Here is a 19,500-nt window from a genome sequence, read left to right on the forward strand (position 1 = left end):
AGCTTAACGGCGTTGGCGACTTTCTCGGGTGTGTTTTGGTTGACCCAGTTCAAGGCTTGGCCAAAAGCCTCCAAAGTCGCGTCCAATTTGGCGGCCTGCGACTGGGACACCTTGAGCTTGCAGGATATGGTCAGGACTTGGCTCATAAGTTCATTGTACTTCATCAAAGCGCATTCCTCCCGACACTGACCCTACGGGTACAGTGCGGGGCTCCTGCGATTTCTAGCTGACAGAAGAGCGCTGCCGTGGGATCCCCATGGGAAGTAGCGGAGGTTTGATTGATAAGGAATGCAAAGAAAACGCCAAAAACTGTCACTCGATCTCGGGAAAAAGCTGTGTGGATGGGGATATCCTGAAATAGGCAGCAACAGATTCCAGTGCAAAGTTTAGCTGTGGCTCGCTGGCCGATGGGGTAGTCGTTGGGCCGGGGGTCAGCCCAGAGGGTCAACATGGAAAGGCGGTCTTTTCTGCAAAAACTCCTCCTGGTTGCTGCCGGTCTTGGCCTATCCCCTGGCTGGTTGAGGGGCCGGGCTGAGCGATATGGGCAAGCTTTGGCGGCTGGCTCCCGCAAGCTGGCTGTTCTCATCGGTATTAACCGCTACCTTGGCGAGGGATCCGCGCTACAAGGGTGTTTGACAGATGTGGAGTTGCAGCGGGAGCTACTCCTCTATCGCTTTGGTTTTGACCCGGCAGACATTCTCACCCTTACCGATGGGGCAGCCACGCCGGCTGGGATCCAATCGGCCTTTGCAGAGCACTTGGGGGGTCAAGGTCACACGGCTGAAACGGTAGTGGTGCAGTTTAGCGGCTATGGCCAGTGGCGGCTGGGATCCGCGCCCAACTGTTGGCAGCCGGTGCTGCTGTTGTCTGGCTCTGAGGGAGTGGCAGCAATGGAGCTAGACAGCTTTTTCCGGCTTTTGGAAGGCTTGGGCACTGCCCAGATCACCACCCTTCTGGACTGTGGCTTTACCTATGTCTCGCCGTCGGTGCGAGGCAACTTGCAACTGCGTTCCCGTCCCCCAGCCGCGATCTCGGACTCCTCGGAACCCCAGCGGGTTTGGCCGTCTCCGCCCAAGGGCTTGCTGATTTCGGCCACCACTCCCCAGGACTTGGCAGCAGAAGCTGCTTGGCCGGGATTCTATGCCGGGGTACTCACCTATCTGCTGACGCAGTACCTGTGGGAAACCACGCCTGCCACCCGTCTGCTGGTGGCCTTTAACCAGGTGGTCAGCCGGCGGGAGCTGGGCCTCTTCGCCTGCCAACGCCCCACCTTGGAAGGCCAAGACACTGCCCGACGCATTCACCCCTATTTTCTTGCGCCCACGCAGGCAGGGGTGAGCGGGGTAGTCCAAGAAGTGAAGGGGAATCGGGCTCAGGTGTGGTTGGGCGGGATCCCATCGGCGGCCCTGTGTGGTTTGCAGCCGGGTACTCTTTTGGTTCCCATTCCCGCCGATCCTTCCGCCTCTTCGCCGACGCCGCTGCTCATGCGTTCTCGAAGTGGGCTGTTGGCTCAGGTTCAGGTGGCCAGCCCGGAAGGGCAGTTTCCCCCTGTGGGCACACCTTTGCGGGAGCAGCTGCGCGGCCTCTCCAGCACGCTCAAGCTTTTGGTTGGCCTAGAGGAGAACCTGGGCCGCATTGAAAAGGTGGATCTGACCAATGCCATTGCCGGCTACAGCTGGATGGAAACGGCCAACCCCCGCGAGCGACAGGTGGACTGTTTGTTGGGCCGCATCACCCCGGAAATGGCCACTGCTTTTAGGACTCCGTCCCGCTGGCGCGAACGGTCGGACACCCTGCTCAAGCCTCTGGAAGTGAACAGCTACAGCCTGTTCTGGCCGGGGCGAGAATTGCTCCTGAATTCCTGTGGCCCAGCAGGAGAGGCTGCAGCAATGGCCGTCCAGCGGTTAGCTCCCCGTCTTGCCCATCTGCTGGCTGCCAAACGTTTGCGCACCACTCTCAATGCTGTTTCCTCTTCCTTGGCGGTGGTGGCGGAGTTGGCCGTCAAAGGTAGAGCTGCCAATCGCGCCAGCGGGACGGAGTCCTTAGCTCCCTCGTTGGCGGCACGCCTTGTCCAGTCCGCAACTTCCGCTCCTGCTGAGGTGGGTATGCAGCGGTTTACGCGAGGGGATCCCTTGCATCTCACCCTTTGCAACAACAGCGAGCAGGATCTCTACGGCTACCTGTTGCTGATCGACCCGACCGGACAACTGCACCTGCTGGCCCCCCTGCCTCAGGACAACTTCACCACACCTCTTCGCTTGGAAGCCAAGAGCAGTTTAACTTTGCCACCCTTGCCGGAGGTCGATGGCGAGCTGCGCTCTGCTGTGAGCTCTGACTTGCTCACCTGTCATGCCCAAGGGCTGACGGAGCTGTTGTTTGTGGCCAGCACCCGCCCCCTGTCCGCCAGCTTGGAAGCCCTCAAGGCTATGGCCCGCAAACTGGGGGTAGCCCGTTCGCCGATGTTGCTCAATGGGCCGCTGGAATGGACGCAAACGCTCCTCGAGGAGTTGACTCAGCGTGCCTCCGATCGCGCCAGCGGGACGGAGTCCTTAGGGGATCCCGACTTGCGTTGGCTGGATCCCGCCCAATCCATCACCCTTTCCCTTACCTATTTGCTGGTTTAGCTCAGCAGCAGGGCAAACAAGCCACAGAGGGCAATACCATCGAAAACCCCGGCCCCGCCAATGCTGAGAATGCCTGAGCAATTGCGCCGCAACACCTCCGGCAAGTGCAGGAGATCCGCCCCGATAAGGGTACCCAAAACCCCGCCGGCAAAGGCCACCGCTGGCGCCTGATCCCCAGCCCAGAACAAAGCGGCCAAGGCTGCTGTAGCTGGGGCAATTAGAGGATTCATCTGAATGCCGATCCCGGGCACCACGTGGGAAGCATAGTAGCTGACCAAGGTTACCAGCGCCGTTACCGCCAGGATCAGCACGCTATCGGCCCGCCCAAATTGGTATAGGGCCAAGAGCACCGGGATCAGCCCCCCGCCCACGTTTAAGGCAATCACCGTCTCCTGGGAAAGCTTGGTCAAAGGGATCCCCCAGAACTGCCGCATCCACAAGCTAGCTAGGTCTTCTACCAGCGTCACCTCGCATTTCACCCGATAGAGGGGAATATTGACCGAGCTGCCCACAAGCACTGCCAAGAGCAGCAACAACGCCCCATCTCGGGAAAAGCCCAATTTCCCCACTGCCAGCGCCACCACATCCACCGCCAACCCCAACCAAACCAGCGGCAGCAGCAGCAACAGCACTACAAACAACAACAGCGAGACCGGTAAGTAGAACATGGCAGGGATCCCAACTTTTCTTCAGCCTATCAGGACTCGGTTCAACTTTTCTCAGCTGCGTGCCCCCTGAGAAAGTTAGGTTTGCAACTAAACTTTATTCGTTTCAGGATCTCAAAGGCCAAAAATGAGGTTGCGAATATCCCGATCGCGTTAGCGGGACGGAGTCCTTGAAATATTGCGGCCAGCCCTCCAGTCGCCAGGAGTTTTAGCCATAACGATTTGATAGCGCGGATCTCCATAAAACCGAATTTTGATGTGATTAGATTCTTCAACAGTCTCGAAGCAAAGGTCGCGCAGATACTGTTCAGTATGAATGTTCCACTTGCGGTAGTCTCTGAAGATGTAGCCCTACAGGACAGGCCGGCAGAGGTGCTGCAGATCCTGGGCTAGGCAGCCTGGCTGGCCCGCTACTACGGGAATGGGGGGATGCCTGCTGGCGAGACTCCGCCACACCAGGGATCCCAGCCCAACAGCCACTCTGGTCGCAGGGACGCCGTTCCCCAAGGCGCGGCAAACGAGCCCCAGCAGGACAGACCACAGCAAAACAACCAATACCCACAAGACTAGACCCAACAGCGGGCCCGCCAAGCCTGCTTCCAGATTGGTCAAAAACTGAAGGCCACCATCACCAACATCAAGGGCAACGAAGTTACTTTCCAGATTTGAAGATATCAGAGAAGATAGCAGAATCGGCAAAGTCCAGCTGCTCTGGGCGCAAAGCAAGACAGAGCTCTCGAAAAATTTGAGTTAACCGCCTATCATGCAGACCATCATCATGACTGTGGGCACCTCCTTGCTCACCAACCTTGACAAAGACCTGCAGCCGCAGCGCCCCTGGGTGGGACAAAAAACCATCGGAGATCCGGAGCAAGCGCTGGCCTGGATGAAAAGAACCGATCTGGAGCTGATCAGCGCCGATCGCGCCAGCGGGACGGAGTCCTTAACCAACACCTACTACCGCCTGGATCCGACCCCCGGCGATGCTTTGGTTCTGCTGCACTCCGCAATAGGCTGGAGTGTGCCCGGATTTTGAAGCTCTTCTTTGAAAGAGAACTGGGCCAACAACAGGTTTCTCTGGTGCCCCTTCCCGGCATCGACTACGAGCTAGAGGGATCCTCTCTGGAGCGGATGGCCGAGCTGTTGAAACAGTTGGCAGAGAGCGCCAAGGGGATCGTCACCTTTGCCGCCACCGGTGGGTTCAAAGCCCAAGCCATGATCATGGCTGTGGTGGGCAGCCAATTGGGGATCCCAGTTTGCTACATCCATGAGCAATACAAGTCTTTGGTCTACCTGCCCTACCTACAGCCGGAAGTTCAGCCCCGGATCCCTCGGGCAGGTCTTCCCGATCGCGCCAGCGGGACGGAGTCCTTTTCAGGCCGACCTCGCTCCGAAGTCATCCAGCTGCAGGTCGACAGCAGCCGCCACCGTCCTCGCAGCTGGGTCAAGGTGGAAAAACTCCTGCGAGACATTCCCTGGGTGGATCTGGTCCGCTACGACCCGCACGCTTACTCTGCCCCCAAAAACAGCGTCAAAGCTGCAAACCGCAAAACAGAGGACGGCCCTTGTGGATCCATCTCCACCAGAGCCAGGACACCCACCTTGCTGTCAGGGTAGAGACCACCGGTTACACCCCTGAGCACCTGGAGCAGGCCGCCGCTGAGTTGCGGGAGCGCTTGGGTCGTCTGGTGTGAGTTCCCCCCAGGGAAGGAACAGGCCAAGATCCACCCCCGGCCTTTCGCGAGGTGAGCGCGGGGCATTTTGTGGCTTGTCACCTGGTGCCCTAGGTAGCCCTCAAGGGATCCCGGCCACGCCGGTTTGGCGGGCAGCCTGGATTACCGCAGCGGCCACCTGAGGAACCACCCGCCCGTCGAAGACCGAGGGGATGATCCACTGGGGATCCAACTCTTCGGCAGGGATCAAGGCAGCAATGGCCTGAGCGGCAGCCACACACATCTCGGTGTTGATCTGCTTGGCCCGGCAATCGAGCGCTCCCCGAAACACGCCGGGAAAGGCCAGCACGTTGTTGATCTGGTTGGGGTAGTCGCTCCGCCCAGTGGCCATCACCGCCACCTGATCGCTCACCAGCTCGGGCTGAATCTCCGGCACCGGATTGGCCAAAGCAAACAGGATGGGATCCGGGGCCATCTTTTCCACCATCTCCACTGTCAGGGCATTGGCCACGCTCACCCCAATAAACACATCCGCTCCCACCAAGGCTTCCGCCAGGGATCCCTTCTCCTCGACGGCAATGGCCGCCTTCTCGGGGGTGAGATCGGAACGGGAGCGGCTGAGGATCCCTTGGCGGTCGCAGACCAGGATGTGGGCTGCCCCGGCCCGCCGCAGCAGTTGCGTCACGGCAATGCCGGCTGCCCCGGCCCCGTTGAGGACAATGCGCACCTCGTCTAGGCTCTTTTTCACCACTTTCAGGGCATTCAGCAGCGCCGCCAGCACCACAATGGCGGTGCCGTGCTGATCGTCGTGAAACACCGGCAGGTTGAGGCGGGCCTTGAGCTGAGACTCAATGGCAAAGCAGCGAGGGGCGCTGATGTCTTCCAGGTTAAAGCCGCCAAATCCCGGCGCCAGGCGCACCACCGTCTCTACAATTTCCCCCACCTCCTGAGTGGCCAGGCACAGAGGAAAGGCATCGATATCGGCAAAGCGCTTGAACAGCGCCGCCTTCCCCTCCATCACCGGCAAAGCTGCCTCCGGGCCGACATTCCCCAAGCCCAGCACCGCACTGCCATCGGTTACAATGCCTACACTGTTGCCCTTGATGGTGTACTCATAGACCGCGGCGGGGTTGGCAGCAATTTCTAGGGAAACCCGCCCCACCCCCGGCGTGTAGGCCATGGCCAGATCGGCGGCGCTCTCCAGGGGGCTTTTGGCCACCACCTGCAGCTTTCCCCCGCGGTGCAGCTCAAAGGTGCGGTCCACCGCCCGCTCCACCTTCACATTGGCCAAGGAGGCAACGGCGGCGTAAATTTGCTGAGCATGCTCGCTGCTGACGGCATCTACACAGATTTCTCGCACCGTTTCTGCTGCCGATTGGTGGATGAGATCGATCTGGCTGAGGCTGCCTCCCACTTCCGCAATGGCCTGGGTGACGCGGGCTAGGGCTCCCGGCTGGTTGAGCAGGCGAATGCGCAGGGCAATGCTATAGCTAGAGCTGGGGGTAAGTTTTGTCATAGCTCCCTATGGTAGACGAAAAATCCGCTTCCGACTTGCACACCCTGGCCAACTGGCTGGAGGGCTACTACAGCAACCGCACCCAGGCGATGGCAGAGCCGGTGTGGTTTGTGCCGGTCAGCCTTTGGTACGTGCGCCTTCCCCACCTGTTCTCGGAGGGGATCGGCTTTTTTACCGAGCAATTTAACCAGCACACGCCGGGCCAGTTTTATCGCAGCCGGGTGCTCCAGGTATTGGGGGATCCCTTGCGGATCGAGAACTACAAATTGCGGGATCAAGCAGCTTGGGCAGGTGCCTCTCAGGATCCGCAGCGCTTGGCGCAGCTCTCCTTGGCCGACCTGGAGCATTTGCCCGGTTGTCGCATTTTGGTGGAAAAGCGCCCAGACTGCTACCACGGCGAAATGCTGCCAGGTGGAGAATGTCGTCTGAACCCCGGGGATAGCACCTATATCCACATCGAGTTCGACCTCACCCCCAGCGAATTCATCACCTGGGATCGGGGCTTTGACGCCGCCACTGGCCAACAAACCTGGGGATCCCGCGCCGGACCCTACCGTTACCAAAAAGGGATCCCACCGGCTCCTCTTCAGGTCTGAACCTTCAAAACAGGAAGGGAAACAGATCTCGAAACCCTTTGCGCAGCCTGAGCAAAAAGATCAGCCGCTCCACCTCTGGAGAGACAGATCCGGTTTCGGGCCGAGCTGCCAAGGCTTCCTGGAGTTCTAGAGCTTCGTCGGCGGTGAGGGGCTGATTATCGACCGGAGAGCGAGCCCGCAAATCTGGCTGCGCCCGCAGCACCTCCTCAGGGATCTCAGAAGCGGGGGGCAGAGCCAAAGCCTGATCTGGGGGATACAGCAGGAACACCAGCAGACTGGCCCATCCACCGCTCCTTCTGGCCCAATGCTGTCGGTTCACCTGGTCGGATCTCCCGGCTAACTCCACCCTAATCCTAGCCACCCCAAAGACCTCAGCCCGTCTCTCGGCACCGCAGAACCGGCACGGTGAGATCATGAAAGGATCCCAGGTGTATTCCTCGCGGGTTCAATTCTTCAACATCCGACTCAGGAGCTTGCCCAGGCTATTTTTTGGATCCAGCCATCCTAGCTGGCCATGGCTTCCGAGCGCTCTTGGATCACCCGATCCACGATGCCGTAAGCCTGAGCTTCCGTGGCCGAGAGGTAAAAGTCTCGCTCCACATCCCGCTCGATTTTCTCCAGCGGCTGGCCGGTGGTTTGTGCCAAGATCTCGTTCATGCGCCGTTTGACCCGCAGCGTTTCGCGGGCGCGAATTTCAATGTCGCTGGCTTGGCCTTGGATCGTGCCCAGCGAAGGCTGGTGCAGCATGATGCGGGAGTGGGGCAGGGCAAACCGCTTGCCCTTGGTGCCAGCAGCCAACAAAAAGGCTCCCATTGAAGCTGCTTGGCCCACGCAAACCGTAACGATATCTGGCTTGATGTGGTTCATGGTGTCGTAGATGGCCATGCCCGCCGTCACAGAGCCACCGGGAGAATTGATGTACATCACAATGTCCTTTTGCGGATCCTGCGAGTTGAGGTAGAGCATCACCCCCACGATGGTATTGGCCAAGCTATCGTCAATGGGCTCGCCGATAAACAAAATCCGCTCTTGGTACAGGCGATCGTCAAGGCTAATCCACTGGCTATAGGGCTCGCCGGGCAAACGGTAGGGAACCCGAGGCACTCCAATCGGCATAAGTTTCTCCTGGCAAAGTATGAAACACAGAACGACGCGCTTGTAAGATATCTTCCGCGCTCAAATCCAGCTGGGGCAAAACCGAGGAAACAATGCGTCCAGATCCAGTTTTGACCTCGCCTTCGTATTCTCCGCCAACCCAGCGCACCGCGGAAACGGACTGCTTGGCGGGATCCACAATCCAGTATTCCGGGATCCCACGGGCAGCATAATCTTTGCGCTTGTCTTGATCATCGCGTTTTTCATGGTCCACTCCGGGGCAAACCACCTCCTCCACCAGCAGCGGCGGGGGCATGGGCAGCCCAATGGTTCCGCGACCGTTTCCCAGCAAGCTCACATGAGCGGGATGCAAAACCATCACATCTGGGTTGCGAAACCGAGCCTTGGCTGCGGGCACTTCGACCTCAACTTGGCCCAAGCTCAGGCGTTGGATGGGCAAAAACTTGAGCAATTCCGCAATCAGAAACAGCTCAATGAGGGTGTTGATGCGCTCCTCGGTTGGCACTTCCCGAATAGACCCGTCTTCAGGTTCAACCCGTCCTTCATAAAGCCCGTCCGTGAGGCGTAGGTACTCCCCCACCGTCAAAGGCTGTACGGGAACTTGAACCATCGACGGATCCCTCTGCTTCAGTTTTTGGCTGTTGCCAACTTCGGCACGCCTTTGGAACTGGTCAGCACCTGATCGATGAGGCCGTAGGCTTTGGCTTCCTCTGGTGTCATGAAAAATAGCCGCTCTGTGTCCTTCTTGATGCGCTCCATAGGCTGGCCCGTGCTGCGGGACAGTTGCTCCAGCATCATGTTGCGCAAAGTCAGAATCTCGCGGGTGCGAATTTCGATGTCGCTGGCCTGTCCACGGGTGCCCCCATAGGGCTGGTGGAGCACGATCGTGGCATTGGGCAGACTGGCCCGAAATCCTTTGGCTCCTGCTGCCAATAACATGGCCGCCATCCCAATGGCATTGCCGATGCAGATAGTATGCACAGGCGGCTTGATGTAGTTCATGGTGTCCAGAATGGCAAAGGCCGCTGTGTCGTAGTTATAGGTGCCCGTCGAGTTGATGTACATCTTGATCGGCTTTTCCCGATCCTCGTACTGCAGATACAGCAGTTGCTCGATGATCAGCTTGGTGACGTTGGCATTCGACTCCTCTGCAAGGGGCAAGCCCAGGTAGACAATGCGCTCCTGCAGCAGCAGCGAAGCCAAATCTGGGGGTGGGGTACGAACCGGAGCGCCGCCATAGTAGTAGTAGGTCGATTGCACCATGCCAGAGATCTCCTACGCCTGGGTCTGTTCAACTGAAAAACAACACTTGAGGACCACAAGGGATCCGCAGCATCCCAACGGATCCCTTGCAGTCTGAGGACCTCTCAAAGCCAGCTTTACTCCGCCCCTTGAGGCAAGAGAACCCGCTCCGGCTCCGTGACCAACACCTTGGGCTTGCGCTCCTCATCCACATCGATGAGCACCTCCGATCCCTCCCGGACATGCCCAGTCAGGATCTCTTCCGCCAGGATGTCTTCCAGCAAGCGTTGGATGGCGCGGCGCAGCGGGCGTGCCCCGTAGCTGGGGTTATACCCCTCCTCCACCACCAAGTCTTTGAAGCGATCGCTAACCGAGAGGCGGATTTTCTTCTCCGTCATGCGGTCAAACACTTCCTTGAGCAGGATGTCGGCAATCTGCTTCACCTCATCCTTGGTCAGTTGCCGGAAGACGATGATCTCGTCCACGCGGTTGAGGAACTCCGGACGGAAGTACTGCTTCAGCTCCTCATTCACCAGGTTGCGGATGCGGTTGTAGTTGGCATCCTCGTCGTTGGTGTTGAACTCGAAGCCGAGGCTGCCGCCGCCCTTCTCGATGACCTTCGAGCCGATGTTAGAGGTCATCACGATCAGGGTGTTCTTGAAGTCCACCGTGCGGCCTTTGGCATCGGTCAGGCGGCCATCCTCCAGGATTTGCAGCAATAGGTTAAACACATCCGGGTGCGCCTTCTCGATCTCATCGAAAAGCACCACCGTGTAGGGGCGACGGCGTACCGCCTCGGTGAGCTGACCTCCCTCGTTGTAGCCCACATACCCCGGCGGGGATCCGATCAGCTTGCTGACCGTGTGCCGCTCCATGTATTCCGACATGTCGAGGCGGATCATGGCCGACTCAGAACCGAAGAAGTAGGCTGCCAAAGCCTTGGTCAGCTCGGTTTTGCCCACCCCTGTTGGGCCGGAGAAGATGAAGCTGGCGATGGGGCGGTTGGGATTTTTCAGCCCCACCCGAGCGCGGCGGATGGCCCGGGAGATGGCCCGCACCGCTTCGTCTTGGCCGATGATGCGCTGGTGCAGGGTTTCTTCCATGTTCAGCAACTTCACCGACTCGCTTTCCGTCAGCTTGGCCACCGGCACCCCCGTCCAGGCACTGACCACTTGGGCCACGTCCTCTTCGGTTACCTCAGGCATTTCGCTGCGGCTGCTCTCCTCGGCTTTTTTGGCAGCGGCAATGGCGCGGATCTGCTGCTTGATCTCCATCTCCCGATCCCGCAGCTCACCAGCCTTGTCGAAGTTCTGGGCCCGCACCGCAGCGTCTTTCTCCTTGAGCACTCGCCGCAACTCTTGATCCAGCTCCCGGGCCGCCGGGGGCAGTTGAGAGTTGATCAGGCGCACCCGCGAAGCAGCCTCGTCGATCAAATCGATGGCCTTATCTGGCAAGAACCGGTCGGAGATGTACTGGTCGGCCAGCTTGGCGGCTGCATCCAAGGCGGCATCGGAGATCTTCAGCTTGTGGTGCTGCTCGTAGCGCTCCCGCAAGCCAAACAGGATCTCGATGGTCTCGGAGACCGTCGGCTCGCCCACCATGATGGGCTGGAAGCGACGCTCCAGGGCGGCATCCCGTTCGATGTGCTTGCGGTACTCATCCAGGGTGGTGGCGCCGATGCACTGCAGCTCGCCGCGGGCCAAAGCAGGCTTGAGGATGTTGGCGGCATCAATCGCCCCTTCCGCAGCCCCGGCCCCGATCAGGGTATGCACCTCGTCGATGACCAGGATGATGTTGCCGGCATTGCGGATCTCATCCATGATTTTCTTGAGGCGCTCTTCAAACTCGCCGCGGTACTTGGTGCCGGCCACCAGCAAGCCAATATCCAGGCTGATCACCCGCTTGTCGGCCAAAATATCGGGCACATCCCCCTGCACGATGCGCTGGGCCAAACCCTCGGCGATGGCGGTTTTGCCTACCCCCGGCTCGCCAATGAGGACGGGGTTGTTCTTGGTGCGGCGGCCCAAGATCTGGATCACCCGCTCGATCTCCCGCGTCCGACCGACCACCGGATCCAGCTTGCCCTCCTGGGCCAGTTGGGTGAGGTTGGAGCCGAATTCGTCCAGGGTGGGCGTTTTGGTGCGGCTGGAGGATCCCCCCCCTGCCGTCACTTCGGCGGTCTCGCCCAACATGCGGATCACCTGGGTGCGCACCTTGGACAGATCCACCCCCAGGTTTTCCAAAACGCGGGCTGCCACCCCTTCCCCTTCTCGGATTAGGCCCAGGAGCAGGTGCTCAGTGCCGATGTAGTTGTGGCCGAGCTGGCGGGCCTCTTCTAGGGAGAGTTCCAGCACTCGCTTGGCGCGGGGAGTGAAAGGGATCTCGACGGCCACAAAACCGGATCCCCGACCGATGATTTTCTCGACCTCAATACGGGCGTCCTTCAAGTTCACTCCCATGGACTTGAGAACTTTGGCGGCGACCCCAGTGCCCTCGCCGATTAACCCCAACAAAATTTGCTCGGTGCCAACGAAATTGTGACCTAACCGTCTGGCTTCTTCTTGGGCCAGCATGATCACCTTGATGGCTTTTTCTGTAAAGCGTTCAAACATGATCCTCGGGCTCCCTACGCCTGCATCAAGGCGGACTTGATAGGGGTAATCCTAGCACAAGTTCTGGCGAAACCAAGGGACGGTAAATACCCCAGACGGAAGCTGTCTGGGGCCAAAACGCGCCTGGAGAGATTTGAACTCCCGACACCGTGGTCCGTAGCCACGTGCTCTAGTCCACTGAGCTACAGGCGCAAGAGGGGCGGGCCAACCACGGTTGACTGTCTGTCCATACTATCTGTCCATAGTTACTCAGATACTATCCAGTACTATCCAGAGACAGAGATGGACATCTATCAATGTGGCTTAGGCATTCTAGCACAAGAGCGTTTTTTGGAAAGTCCAACGGGGGTGTAGATATCCGCCAGCGTTAACATTGCCCTTGCCAAGGTTGCCGGACTTCTCCCCCCACTTCCAGGCCAGCTTGGGGGCTGGTGGCCTTGATCACCGGCGTCCAGACTTGGCCGTTGCGCTGCCAAAGCTGCAGGTGCAGATGTCCTGCCAGGCTATCCCGACAGTTGCGCTGCATCCCTTCTGGGCCAGGAGTGAATACAGTTTGGCCAGGCCGCCGCGTGTGCCCTTCTAGCTGAATACACCAGAGGGCACTTTCTCCCCAGATTCGCCAGGATCCCCAGGGATCCACTTGCCAGGTCAGCCGAGCGGATCCGGGTCGCCATTCCAAAAAGGGCTGGGATCCCCATCCATGCAAGCTGATCAGGGCCACTTCTTCGGGGCGGGTGAGCACCTGCCGCTCAGCTCCGGCACAGGTGAGGCTAAGGCCGGGATGTTGGGGAAAGGCGTTGCACTGGATCCAAAACCAGCGGCGAGGAAAGTTTTGGCCCCAATTTTTTTCGGCATAGGCAGGAGCCTGCTGAAATGCATAGCGCCTGCCTCTCCACTCCACCCAGCCGGTGGCCAAGCCGTGGCTCATGAGGATCTGCCAGCCCGGCTCAAAGATGGGCAGATAAGACCAGGCTCCCATGGTGGCTCGGGGTGGGATCCCATAGGCAAAACGAGGTTGAATGCGGTAGAGCCAGCGAATAGGCTCAGAGACCAAGGGATCCGGCAAAATCCCCTGGTTGAGGTGGGCGGTGTATTGGTAGCCACTGGCGGTGCGCTGGAAGAAGGTGAGGGGATCCTGAAGGCCGCGACAGCCGGGGCCTGGGATCCCTGAGTGCCCCAAGGCCAGATGGGTTGAGCTGGCCCAAAAGCGGCGGGGATTGGGGAAGGTGCGCCAATGCAGCTCCTCCTCTGGCCCCAACACCTGCGCCATGCCCCCGCGCTTGGGATCGATGGCGTACATGAAGGCAAAGCTAATGGGCGGATCCCCGGGCAAGGTGACGCGGCTGTACCAGCCCTCAAAAAACCGCTCTGTGCAGCCATCCCAGTGATAGCCGGCATGGGGCAGGGATCCCCAATCTGTTGAGTTGTTTTGCCCAGAGCAAGCCGCCGTTGGAGGAAACGCCATTGAGACCTAAGCCATCGCAAAAATGATAAACGGAAGTCTATGCTTACCAAAATAATAATTGTATTGTTTCTATATTTAATTTGCCCTTAGGATATCAACCAAGCTGAGATTTAAGGATTTCTTGAGATTTCACGAAGGAAATCCATGGGTCAGGCGACTTGAACTGGAAAGCTTCCATCTTGCCTTCACATATCCTTTCGATGAGGTGAGCATGACGTCACGTCGTAACTTTTTGCTGTCTGCGGGTGCGGCCACCGTGGGTGGACTCGTGAGTGGCAGCTTAGCACGGGCCAGCACAGGCTACTGGGTTGCCCAGGCCAGCGGCCCAGAAACCCCCAATCTCAGGTTAGGCTTTATACCGATTGTGGAGTCTGCCCCCCTGATCATCGCCAAGGAGAAGGGCTTTTTCGACAAGCATGGCATGACCGGTGTAGAGGTGTTGAAACAGGCCAGTTGGCCGGCAGCCCGTGACAATGTGGTCATCGGCTCAGCGGGTGGGGGAATCGACGGTGGCCAGTGGCAGATGCCGATGCCTCACATGATCCACATTGGCGCCATCACCAACAATCAGCCGGTGCGCATGGCAGTTCTGTGTCAGCTGATCACCCAAGGCAACGGGATTGCCATTGCCGGAATGCATGCTGGCAAGGGTTTGGGGCTAGATGTTTCTGGAGCTGCAGACTACATCAAAAATTTCAGCGCCAGCAACGGACGCAAATTCAAGGCCGCTCATACCTTCCCCAACGTCAATCAAGATTTTTGGATCCGTTACTGGTTTGCTGCTGGGGGGGTAGATCCGGATCAAGACATTGACCTGTTGGCGGTTCCCTCTGCCGAAACGGTGCAGGGAATGCGCAATGGCACCATGGATGCTTTTAGCACCGGGGATCCCTGGCCCTACCGGATTGTGGCCGATGGGATCGGGTTTATGGCGGCCCTTACCCAACAGATTTGGCCCTTTCACCCCGAAGAATACTTGGCCATTCGCGCCGATTGGGTAGAGCAAAACCCCAGGGCCACACAAGCCACTTTGATGGCGGTGATGGAAGCGCAGCAATGGTGCGACGATCCGGCCAACCGAGAAGAACTGACACGCATTCTCTCAGGGCGTGCCTACCTGAATGTGCCGGTTGAAGTTCTCACCCCTCCCTTTCAAGGCAACTACGAATTGGGAGACGGCAAGCCAGCTGTTCAAGATTTCAATGCCGGGCCCTTGTACTGGGAAGATGGCCGGGGCAGCGTCTCTTACCCCTATAAGAGCCATGACCTTTGGTTCCTGACGGAATCCTTGCGTTGGGGCTTCCACGCTCGCTTCCTGACCGATCTGGATACTGCCCGTCGTCTGGTGGATGAAGTGAACCGTGAAGATCTCTGGCGTGAGGCCGCCCAGGCACTGGGGGTGAAGAACATCCCCAACAACACCTCGCGGGGAACAGAGCGTTTCTTTGACGGTGTGGTGTTTGACCCACAGGATCCGCAGGCTTACCTGAACAGCCTGAAAATCAAAAGGGTCTAATATCAACCCCGGCCAACACAGACGCATCTCTTGCACAACAGGGATCCTGCCTACCTGTGGGATCCCACGAGGTCGAAAAAAGCGGTGCCGAGCTTTCTGCCCAAACGATGGAAAGTTGATGGATGCTATGAGCCTCGCACTTTTTGAATAACTTTGAATGCCATGTTGAGGATCGGCTATGTTGGCTCTACTTCACGTTCCGCGCGAACTCTTCAGGGATCCTCCTTTTGAGAGGCCGGCCCAGCCCCGCTGGGACAAGCTCATTCTCTCGATAGCCGTGGGGGCGCTGAGCTTTCTAATTGTCGTGAGAGTTTTGTTGAGTTTGCAATCCCTGTGTTTGCCCATCCAAAGAAAAGGCAAGGACAATCCCAGTTCATGCTCTGTTTCCAACACGTTGTAGAACCCTGCGGCTGGAATGTTCTGAGAGCGCGACAACAGAGAACCTTGTAAAACCCTATCCTCCTCTAGGAGCTATGACGACAACACTTTCTTCTCCGGCAAAATCTGCAACGGCGAAGCTCGATTTGGCGAAGTACCGAGATCAGATTCTCCCCCCTGTGGTGGGCATTGTTGGATTTCTGCTCATCTGGCAGCTCTTGGCCAGTGCCAACCTTATTCGGCTGCCGGGGCCCTGGGATGTGTGGATGGACGAGCGCAGCCGATATCTGATCCTGCATCCTTTGTATCGCAACAGCGACCTCGACCAAGGGCTGCTGCGCCAAACCTTGGCCAGCCTACAAAGGGTGGCCATCGGCTATTGCAGTGCCGCTTTGGTGGGCATCACGTTGGGCATTTTGGTGGGAAGCAGTGTGTGGATCAACCGAGCTTTGGATCCCATTTTCCAATTTTTGCGCATGGTAGCTCCCTTGGCTTGGGTGCCCATATCTTTGGCTGCTTTGCAACGCAATGAGCCGGCTGCCCTGTTCGTTATTTTTATTACCTCAATTTGGCCCATTCTCATCAACACGGCTGTAGGGGTGAGACAGATCCCGGAAGACTACATCAACGTCTCCAAAGTGCTCAAGCTCTCCAAAGTGGACTTCTTTTTTAAGGTGTTGCTGCCCTCAGCCCTGCCCTACATGTTCACAGGTCTGCGCATCGGCATCGGCCTGTCTTGGCTGGCGATTATTGCCGCAGAGATTGTGATGTCGGGTGTGCCGGGGATCGGCTTTTTCATCTGGGATGCCTACCAGCAGAACTACGTTACGGAGATCATCGTTGCCGTCATCTACATCGGAGCGGTGGGATTGCTTTTGGATCGCCTGATGTCTGTTTTGCAAAACAAGATAGCCAACCAATGATGTGTTGGATGTGTTGTCAGTATGTGGTTGGTTTGAGGCTAGACGGGTGATAGGTTGGGAGGTTTTCTGTGTCTGTATTGGTCAGTGTGGAGCAGGTGGAAAAATCTTTTGCTCTGCCCGGAGGGCAGGAATACCTTGCTCTCAAAGGGATCGATCTGCAAATCCATCGAGGGGAGTTTGTCTCCTTAATCGGCCACTCTGGCTGTGGCAAATCCACCCTGTTAAACATGGTGGCGGGTCTGTCTTTGCCGACAGGGGGGATCGTAGCTTTGGATGGACATACCATTACGGCTCCCGGCCCCGATCGCATGGTGGTGTTTCAGCATTACTCGCTTTTGCCTTGGCTAACGGTTCGGCAAAACATTGCGCTGGCGGTGAATGCCGTTCTTAAAAACCATTCTCCGGCGGAGCGTCAGCAGATCGTGGAAGAGCACATCGATCTGGTGGGTTTGCGCCATGCCGCAGATAAGCCCCCAGCCCAATTGTCCGGGGGGATGAAGCAGCGGGTGGCCATTGCCCGTGCCCTGGCTTTGCGGCCCAAAGTGTTGTTGTTGGATGAGCCGTTTGGCGCTTTGGACGCGCTCACGCGCGGGAACTTACAAGAGCAGTTGATGCGCATCTGTGAAGAACATCAGATGACCACCCTCATGGTCACCCACGATGTGGACGAAGCGGTTCTTCTGTCAGATCGTGTGGTTATGCTCACCAACGGGCCGGGATCCCGAATTGGGAACATTTTGACCATTGACATTCCTCGGCCCCGCCGTCGGCTGGAGGTGGTCAACCATCCCAGCTACTACAGCTACCGCAGCGAGATCATCTACTTTTTGAACCAACAAAAACGCATCAAGCAATGGCGTGCTCGCCGCAGCACTGTGGTGGCCAGGCATGGCTTGGAAAAGATCAACCTGGAGATTGGCTTTGTGCCCCTCACTGCCTGTGCTCCCTTGGCTGTAGCTAAAGAAAAAGGGTTTTTTGCCAAACACGGCTTGGAAGAAGTGAATTTGGTGCGGGAAACCAGTTGGCGAGGGATCCAAGACGGCATTCAGGGAGGTTATCTGGATGCGGCCCAAATGCCCGCCGGTATGCCGGTGTGGATGTCCTTGGGTGGAGGGGATAACCCGCCTCAGCCGGTGGTTACTGCCCTCACCTTGACCCGCAACGGCAATGCCATCACCTTGCATAAGCGGTTCTACGAGCAAGGGATCCACACCCTCAGCCAGTTGAAGGCTTACATTCTGGATAGTCCCAGCCGTCGGCTTACCTTTGGGGTGGTGCATCCCAGCTCTATGCACAATTTGCTGTTGCGCTATTGGCTGGCAGCCGGCGGGATCCACCCGGATCATGACGTGGTGCTGAAAACGCTGCCTCCGGCTCAGATGGTGGCCAACCTGACAGCCGGCAACATCGATGGCTACTGTGTGGGAGAGCCCTGGAATTTGCGGGCAGCCCTGGAGGGCAGTGGCTTTACGGTGGCTACAGACCTGGAGATTTGGCTGGGCCATCCCGGCAAAGTGTTGGGGGTGCGAGAAGATTGGGCCAGAGCCTACCCCAACACCCACATTGCCTTGGTGAAAGCGCTGTTGGAAGCCTGTCGCTACTGTGAAGACCCGGCCCATCACGACGAGATTCGCGAGCTGCTCAGCCGCCGCGCCTACCTGAGCACCGACCCCTCCTACATTCATCTGGGGGATCCCCAGCGTCTGATCTGTGACTTGGACAGGCCGATGCGGGAATATGCCCACCACCGCTTCTTTCTGGGAGCCGGCAACCGTCCCAGCCGCACCGAGCATCTGTGGATGATGACCCAAATGGCCCGCTGGGGGGAGCTGCCCTTCCCCCGCAACTGGGTGGAGATCGTGGAGCGGGTATGTCAGGTGGGGGTGTTCAGCACGGCAGCCCGCGAGCTGGGACTGGATGTCTCCTACCAAAGGCAGCCCATTCAGTTGTTCGATGGGATCCCCTTTAATGGCGAGGATCCCCTGGCCTACCTCAACAGTTTGGCGATTAAGCACGATATTTATGTAGCCGAGGTTGCCTTAGATCGTCGTCCTGTGTTGCTCTAGATACCCACTTGGGCACCCTTGCAAAAGCACATTCCCCGTTGTGAGAAAATCATGAGTTGGAGCACCCCCCGATGACTGCCCTCTTGACAACCTCTACCCCAGCGAACGTAGCCGCAGAACCCTACCTAAGCCTTGAGAATGTCAGCAAGACCTACTCAACTCCCAAGGGGGATTATCCCGTCTTGCGAGATATCAACCTCAGTGTGAACGAGGGAGAGTTTGTCTGCTTGGTTGGGCATTCCGGCTGTGGCAAAACCACCCTGCTGAATATGGTTTCCGGATTTGCCCAGCCCACCAGTGGCTCGGTGAAGCTGAAAGGGCAGCCGATTACAGCTCCTGGCCCGGAGCGCATGGTAGTGTTTCAAGGGTATGCCCTGTTGCCTTGGCTCACGGTTTATGAAAATGTTTATTTGGCCGTTCGGTCGGTATTTCCCCAAAAGAGCCAGTCGGAAAAGCATCGAATTGTGGAAGAACATTTGGATTTGGTGGGGCTGGGGGAAGCCGCTCAGAAATATCCCTCGCAAATTTCGGGAGGGATGAAACAGCGGGTAGCCATTGCTCGTGCGTTGGCCATCCGTCCAGAAGTGCTGATTTTGGATGAACCCTTCGGGGCCTTGGATGCCATTACCAAAGAGGAGCTGCAAGAGGAGCTGTTGCGCATTTGGGATGAACATCGCTGCACGGTTTTGATGATTACCCACGACATTGATGAGGCGCTGTTTTTGGCCGACCGCCTGGTGCTGATCGCGCTAGCGGGACGGAGTCCTTTCGCGCCAGCGGGACGGAGTCCTTTGACCAATGGCCCTGCAGCCACCATCGGGCAGATCGTGACCATCCCCTTCCCGCGCCCTCGGGATCGCGAGCGGATTCTTGAAGATCCGCAGTACTACCGCCTGCGCAACTCGGTTCTCAGCTATCTCTACGGCCATGAAGCCAACCCAGAGGCGGCTTACCGGTAAATCCAACCTGGAGCAGTTGACGGAGCGAGAGGGCGACAAGGCAACCCAAAACCCAAAAACCACACACCTTGGCCATCAGGTGCAGCCCCTGGTCAGGCGATCCGCAAACCTCTCTTGGAACTCGCACACAACGCCGTGCAACCGCTCGT

Annotated in this window: 16 protein-coding genes, 1 tRNA gene and 1 pseudogene; 8 read left to right on the plus strand and 10 right to left on the minus strand. The window is 58.1% G+C overall.

Features of this window, described 5'->3' with window-relative positions; genetic code table 11:
• Positions 1-146: pseudogene (locus ACVWY9_RS10340) on the minus strand (RNA-guided endonuclease TnpB family protein); the annotation flags it as partial.
• Between the two features lie 303 nt (positions 147-449).
• On the opposite strand from ACVWY9_RS10340, the gene ACVWY9_RS10345 reads away from it, so the two are divergent.
• Positions 450-2,624 carry a caspase family protein gene (locus tag ACVWY9_RS10345; RefSeq protein WP_457388288.1) on the plus strand — a complete coding sequence of 725 codons (2,175 nt, stop codon included), beginning with the start codon at positions 450-452 and terminating at the stop codon, positions 2,622-2,624.
• On the opposite strand, the gene ACVWY9_RS10350 is transcribed toward ACVWY9_RS10345, so the two are convergent.
• Positions 2,621-3,292 (minus strand): DUF1614 domain-containing protein, encoded by a 672-nt coding sequence (locus ACVWY9_RS10350; RefSeq protein WP_457385127.1) that lies wholly within the window; start codon positions 3,290-3,292, stop codon positions 2,621-2,623. The genes ACVWY9_RS10345 and ACVWY9_RS10350 overlap by 4 nt on opposite strands.
• Before the next feature lie 760 nt (positions 3,293-4,052).
• On the opposite strand from ACVWY9_RS10350, the gene ACVWY9_RS10355 reads away from it, so the two are divergent.
• Entirely contained in the window at positions 4,053-4,325 is a 273-nt protein-coding gene (locus tag ACVWY9_RS10355) for a hypothetical protein (RefSeq protein WP_457388289.1), read from the plus strand.
• Positions 4,322-4,906, plus strand: a complete 585-nt coding sequence (locus ACVWY9_RS10360; RefSeq protein WP_457388290.1) for a putative CRISPR-associated protein — start codon at positions 4,322-4,324, stop codon at positions 4,904-4,906. Before ACVWY9_RS10355 ends, ACVWY9_RS10360 begins: the two co-directional genes overlap by 4 nt.
• 177 nt (positions 4,907-5,083) lie before the next feature.
• Here the strand turns inward: ACVWY9_RS10360 and ACVWY9_RS10365 are convergent, their stop codons facing one another.
• Complete coding sequence (locus tag ACVWY9_RS10365) at positions 5,084-6,478, minus strand: malic enzyme-like NAD(P)-binding protein (RefSeq protein ID WP_457388291.1); 1,395 nt, start codon at positions 6,476-6,478, stop codon at positions 5,084-5,086.
• 8 nt (positions 6,479-6,486) lie between these two features.
• Here ACVWY9_RS10365 and ACVWY9_RS10370 point away from each other — a divergent pair, with 8 nt between their 5' ends.
• A complete protein-coding gene (locus ACVWY9_RS10370; RefSeq protein WP_011432259.1) occupies positions 6,487-7,074 on the plus strand; it encodes a chromophore lyase CpcT/CpeT in 588 nt (195 codons plus the stop codon).
• Positions 7,075-7,078: 4 nt separating this feature from the next.
• Here ACVWY9_RS10370 and ACVWY9_RS10375 read toward each other — a convergent pair whose 3' ends face one another.
• The 7 genes from ACVWY9_RS10375 to ACVWY9_RS10405 form a co-directional block, all read right to left on the minus strand.
• Positions 7,079-7,489, minus strand: coding sequence for a hypothetical protein (locus ACVWY9_RS10375; protein WP_414407835.1), 411 nt, complete (start codon positions 7,487-7,489; stop codon positions 7,079-7,081).
• An 89-nt stretch (positions 7,490-7,578) separates the two neighbouring features.
• A complete protein-coding gene (locus ACVWY9_RS10380; RefSeq protein ID WP_011432257.1) occupies positions 7,579-8,190 on the minus strand; it encodes an ATP-dependent Clp protease proteolytic subunit in 612 nt (203 codons plus the stop codon).
• A complete protein-coding gene (locus tag ACVWY9_RS10385; protein WP_457388292.1) occupies positions 8,138-8,800 on the minus strand; it encodes a Uma2 family endonuclease in 663 nt (220 codons plus the stop codon). The genes ACVWY9_RS10380 and ACVWY9_RS10385 overlap by 53 nt, the downstream gene beginning before the upstream one ends.
• Positions 8,801-8,817: 17 nt before the next feature.
• A complete protein-coding gene (locus ACVWY9_RS10390; RefSeq protein WP_414349574.1) occupies positions 8,818-9,453 on the minus strand; it encodes an ATP-dependent Clp protease proteolytic subunit in 636 nt (211 codons plus the stop codon).
• A 116-nt stretch (positions 9,454-9,569) separates the two neighbouring features.
• Positions 9,570-12,044: an ATP-dependent Clp protease ATP-binding subunit gene (locus tag ACVWY9_RS10395; RefSeq protein ID WP_414522435.1), complete on the minus strand. Its 2,475-nt coding sequence runs from the start codon at positions 12,042-12,044 to the stop codon at positions 9,570-9,572.
• A gap of 118 nt (positions 12,045-12,162) precedes the next feature.
• Positions 12,163-12,236: transfer RNA gene (locus ACVWY9_RS10400), tRNA-Arg, on the minus strand.
• A gap of 175 nt (positions 12,237-12,411) precedes the next feature.
• Positions 12,412-13,509, minus strand: a complete 1,098-nt coding sequence (locus ACVWY9_RS10405) for a tocopherol cyclase family protein (protein WP_457388293.1) — start codon at positions 13,507-13,509, stop codon at positions 12,412-12,414.
• Positions 13,510-13,714: 205 nt separating this feature from the next.
• Between ACVWY9_RS10405 and ACVWY9_RS10410 the strand changes: the two genes are divergently transcribed.
• The 4 genes from ACVWY9_RS10410 (at position 13,715) to ACVWY9_RS10425 (ending at position 19,351) form a co-directional block, all read left to right on the plus strand.
• Complete coding sequence (locus ACVWY9_RS10410) at positions 13,715-15,025, plus strand: CmpA/NrtA family ABC transporter substrate-binding protein (protein ID WP_457388294.1); 1,311 nt, start codon at positions 13,715-13,717, stop codon at positions 15,023-15,025.
• Positions 15,026-15,498: 473 nt separating this feature from the next.
• Positions 15,499-16,326 carry a nitrate ABC transporter permease gene (gene ntrB / locus ACVWY9_RS10415; protein ID WP_414344145.1) on the plus strand — a complete coding sequence of 276 codons (828 nt, stop codon included), beginning with the start codon at positions 15,499-15,501 and terminating at the stop codon, positions 16,324-16,326.
• 68 nt (positions 16,327-16,394) lie between these two features.
• Positions 16,395-18,392, plus strand: coding sequence for an ABC transporter ATP-binding/substrate-binding protein (locus ACVWY9_RS10420; RefSeq protein ID WP_414349581.1), 1,998 nt, complete (start codon positions 16,395-16,397; stop codon positions 18,390-18,392).
• 71 nt (positions 18,393-18,463) lie between these two features.
• The gene (locus ACVWY9_RS10425) at positions 18,464-19,351 is read left to right on the plus strand and encodes a nitrate ABC transporter ATP-binding protein (RefSeq protein WP_457388295.1); all 888 of its coding nucleotides are present in this window, start codon (positions 18,464-18,466) and stop codon (positions 19,349-19,351) included.
• The last annotated feature ends 149 nt before the right edge of the window (positions 19,352-19,500 follow it).

This window comes from Thermostichus sp. OS-CIW-31, assembly GCF_054060305.1.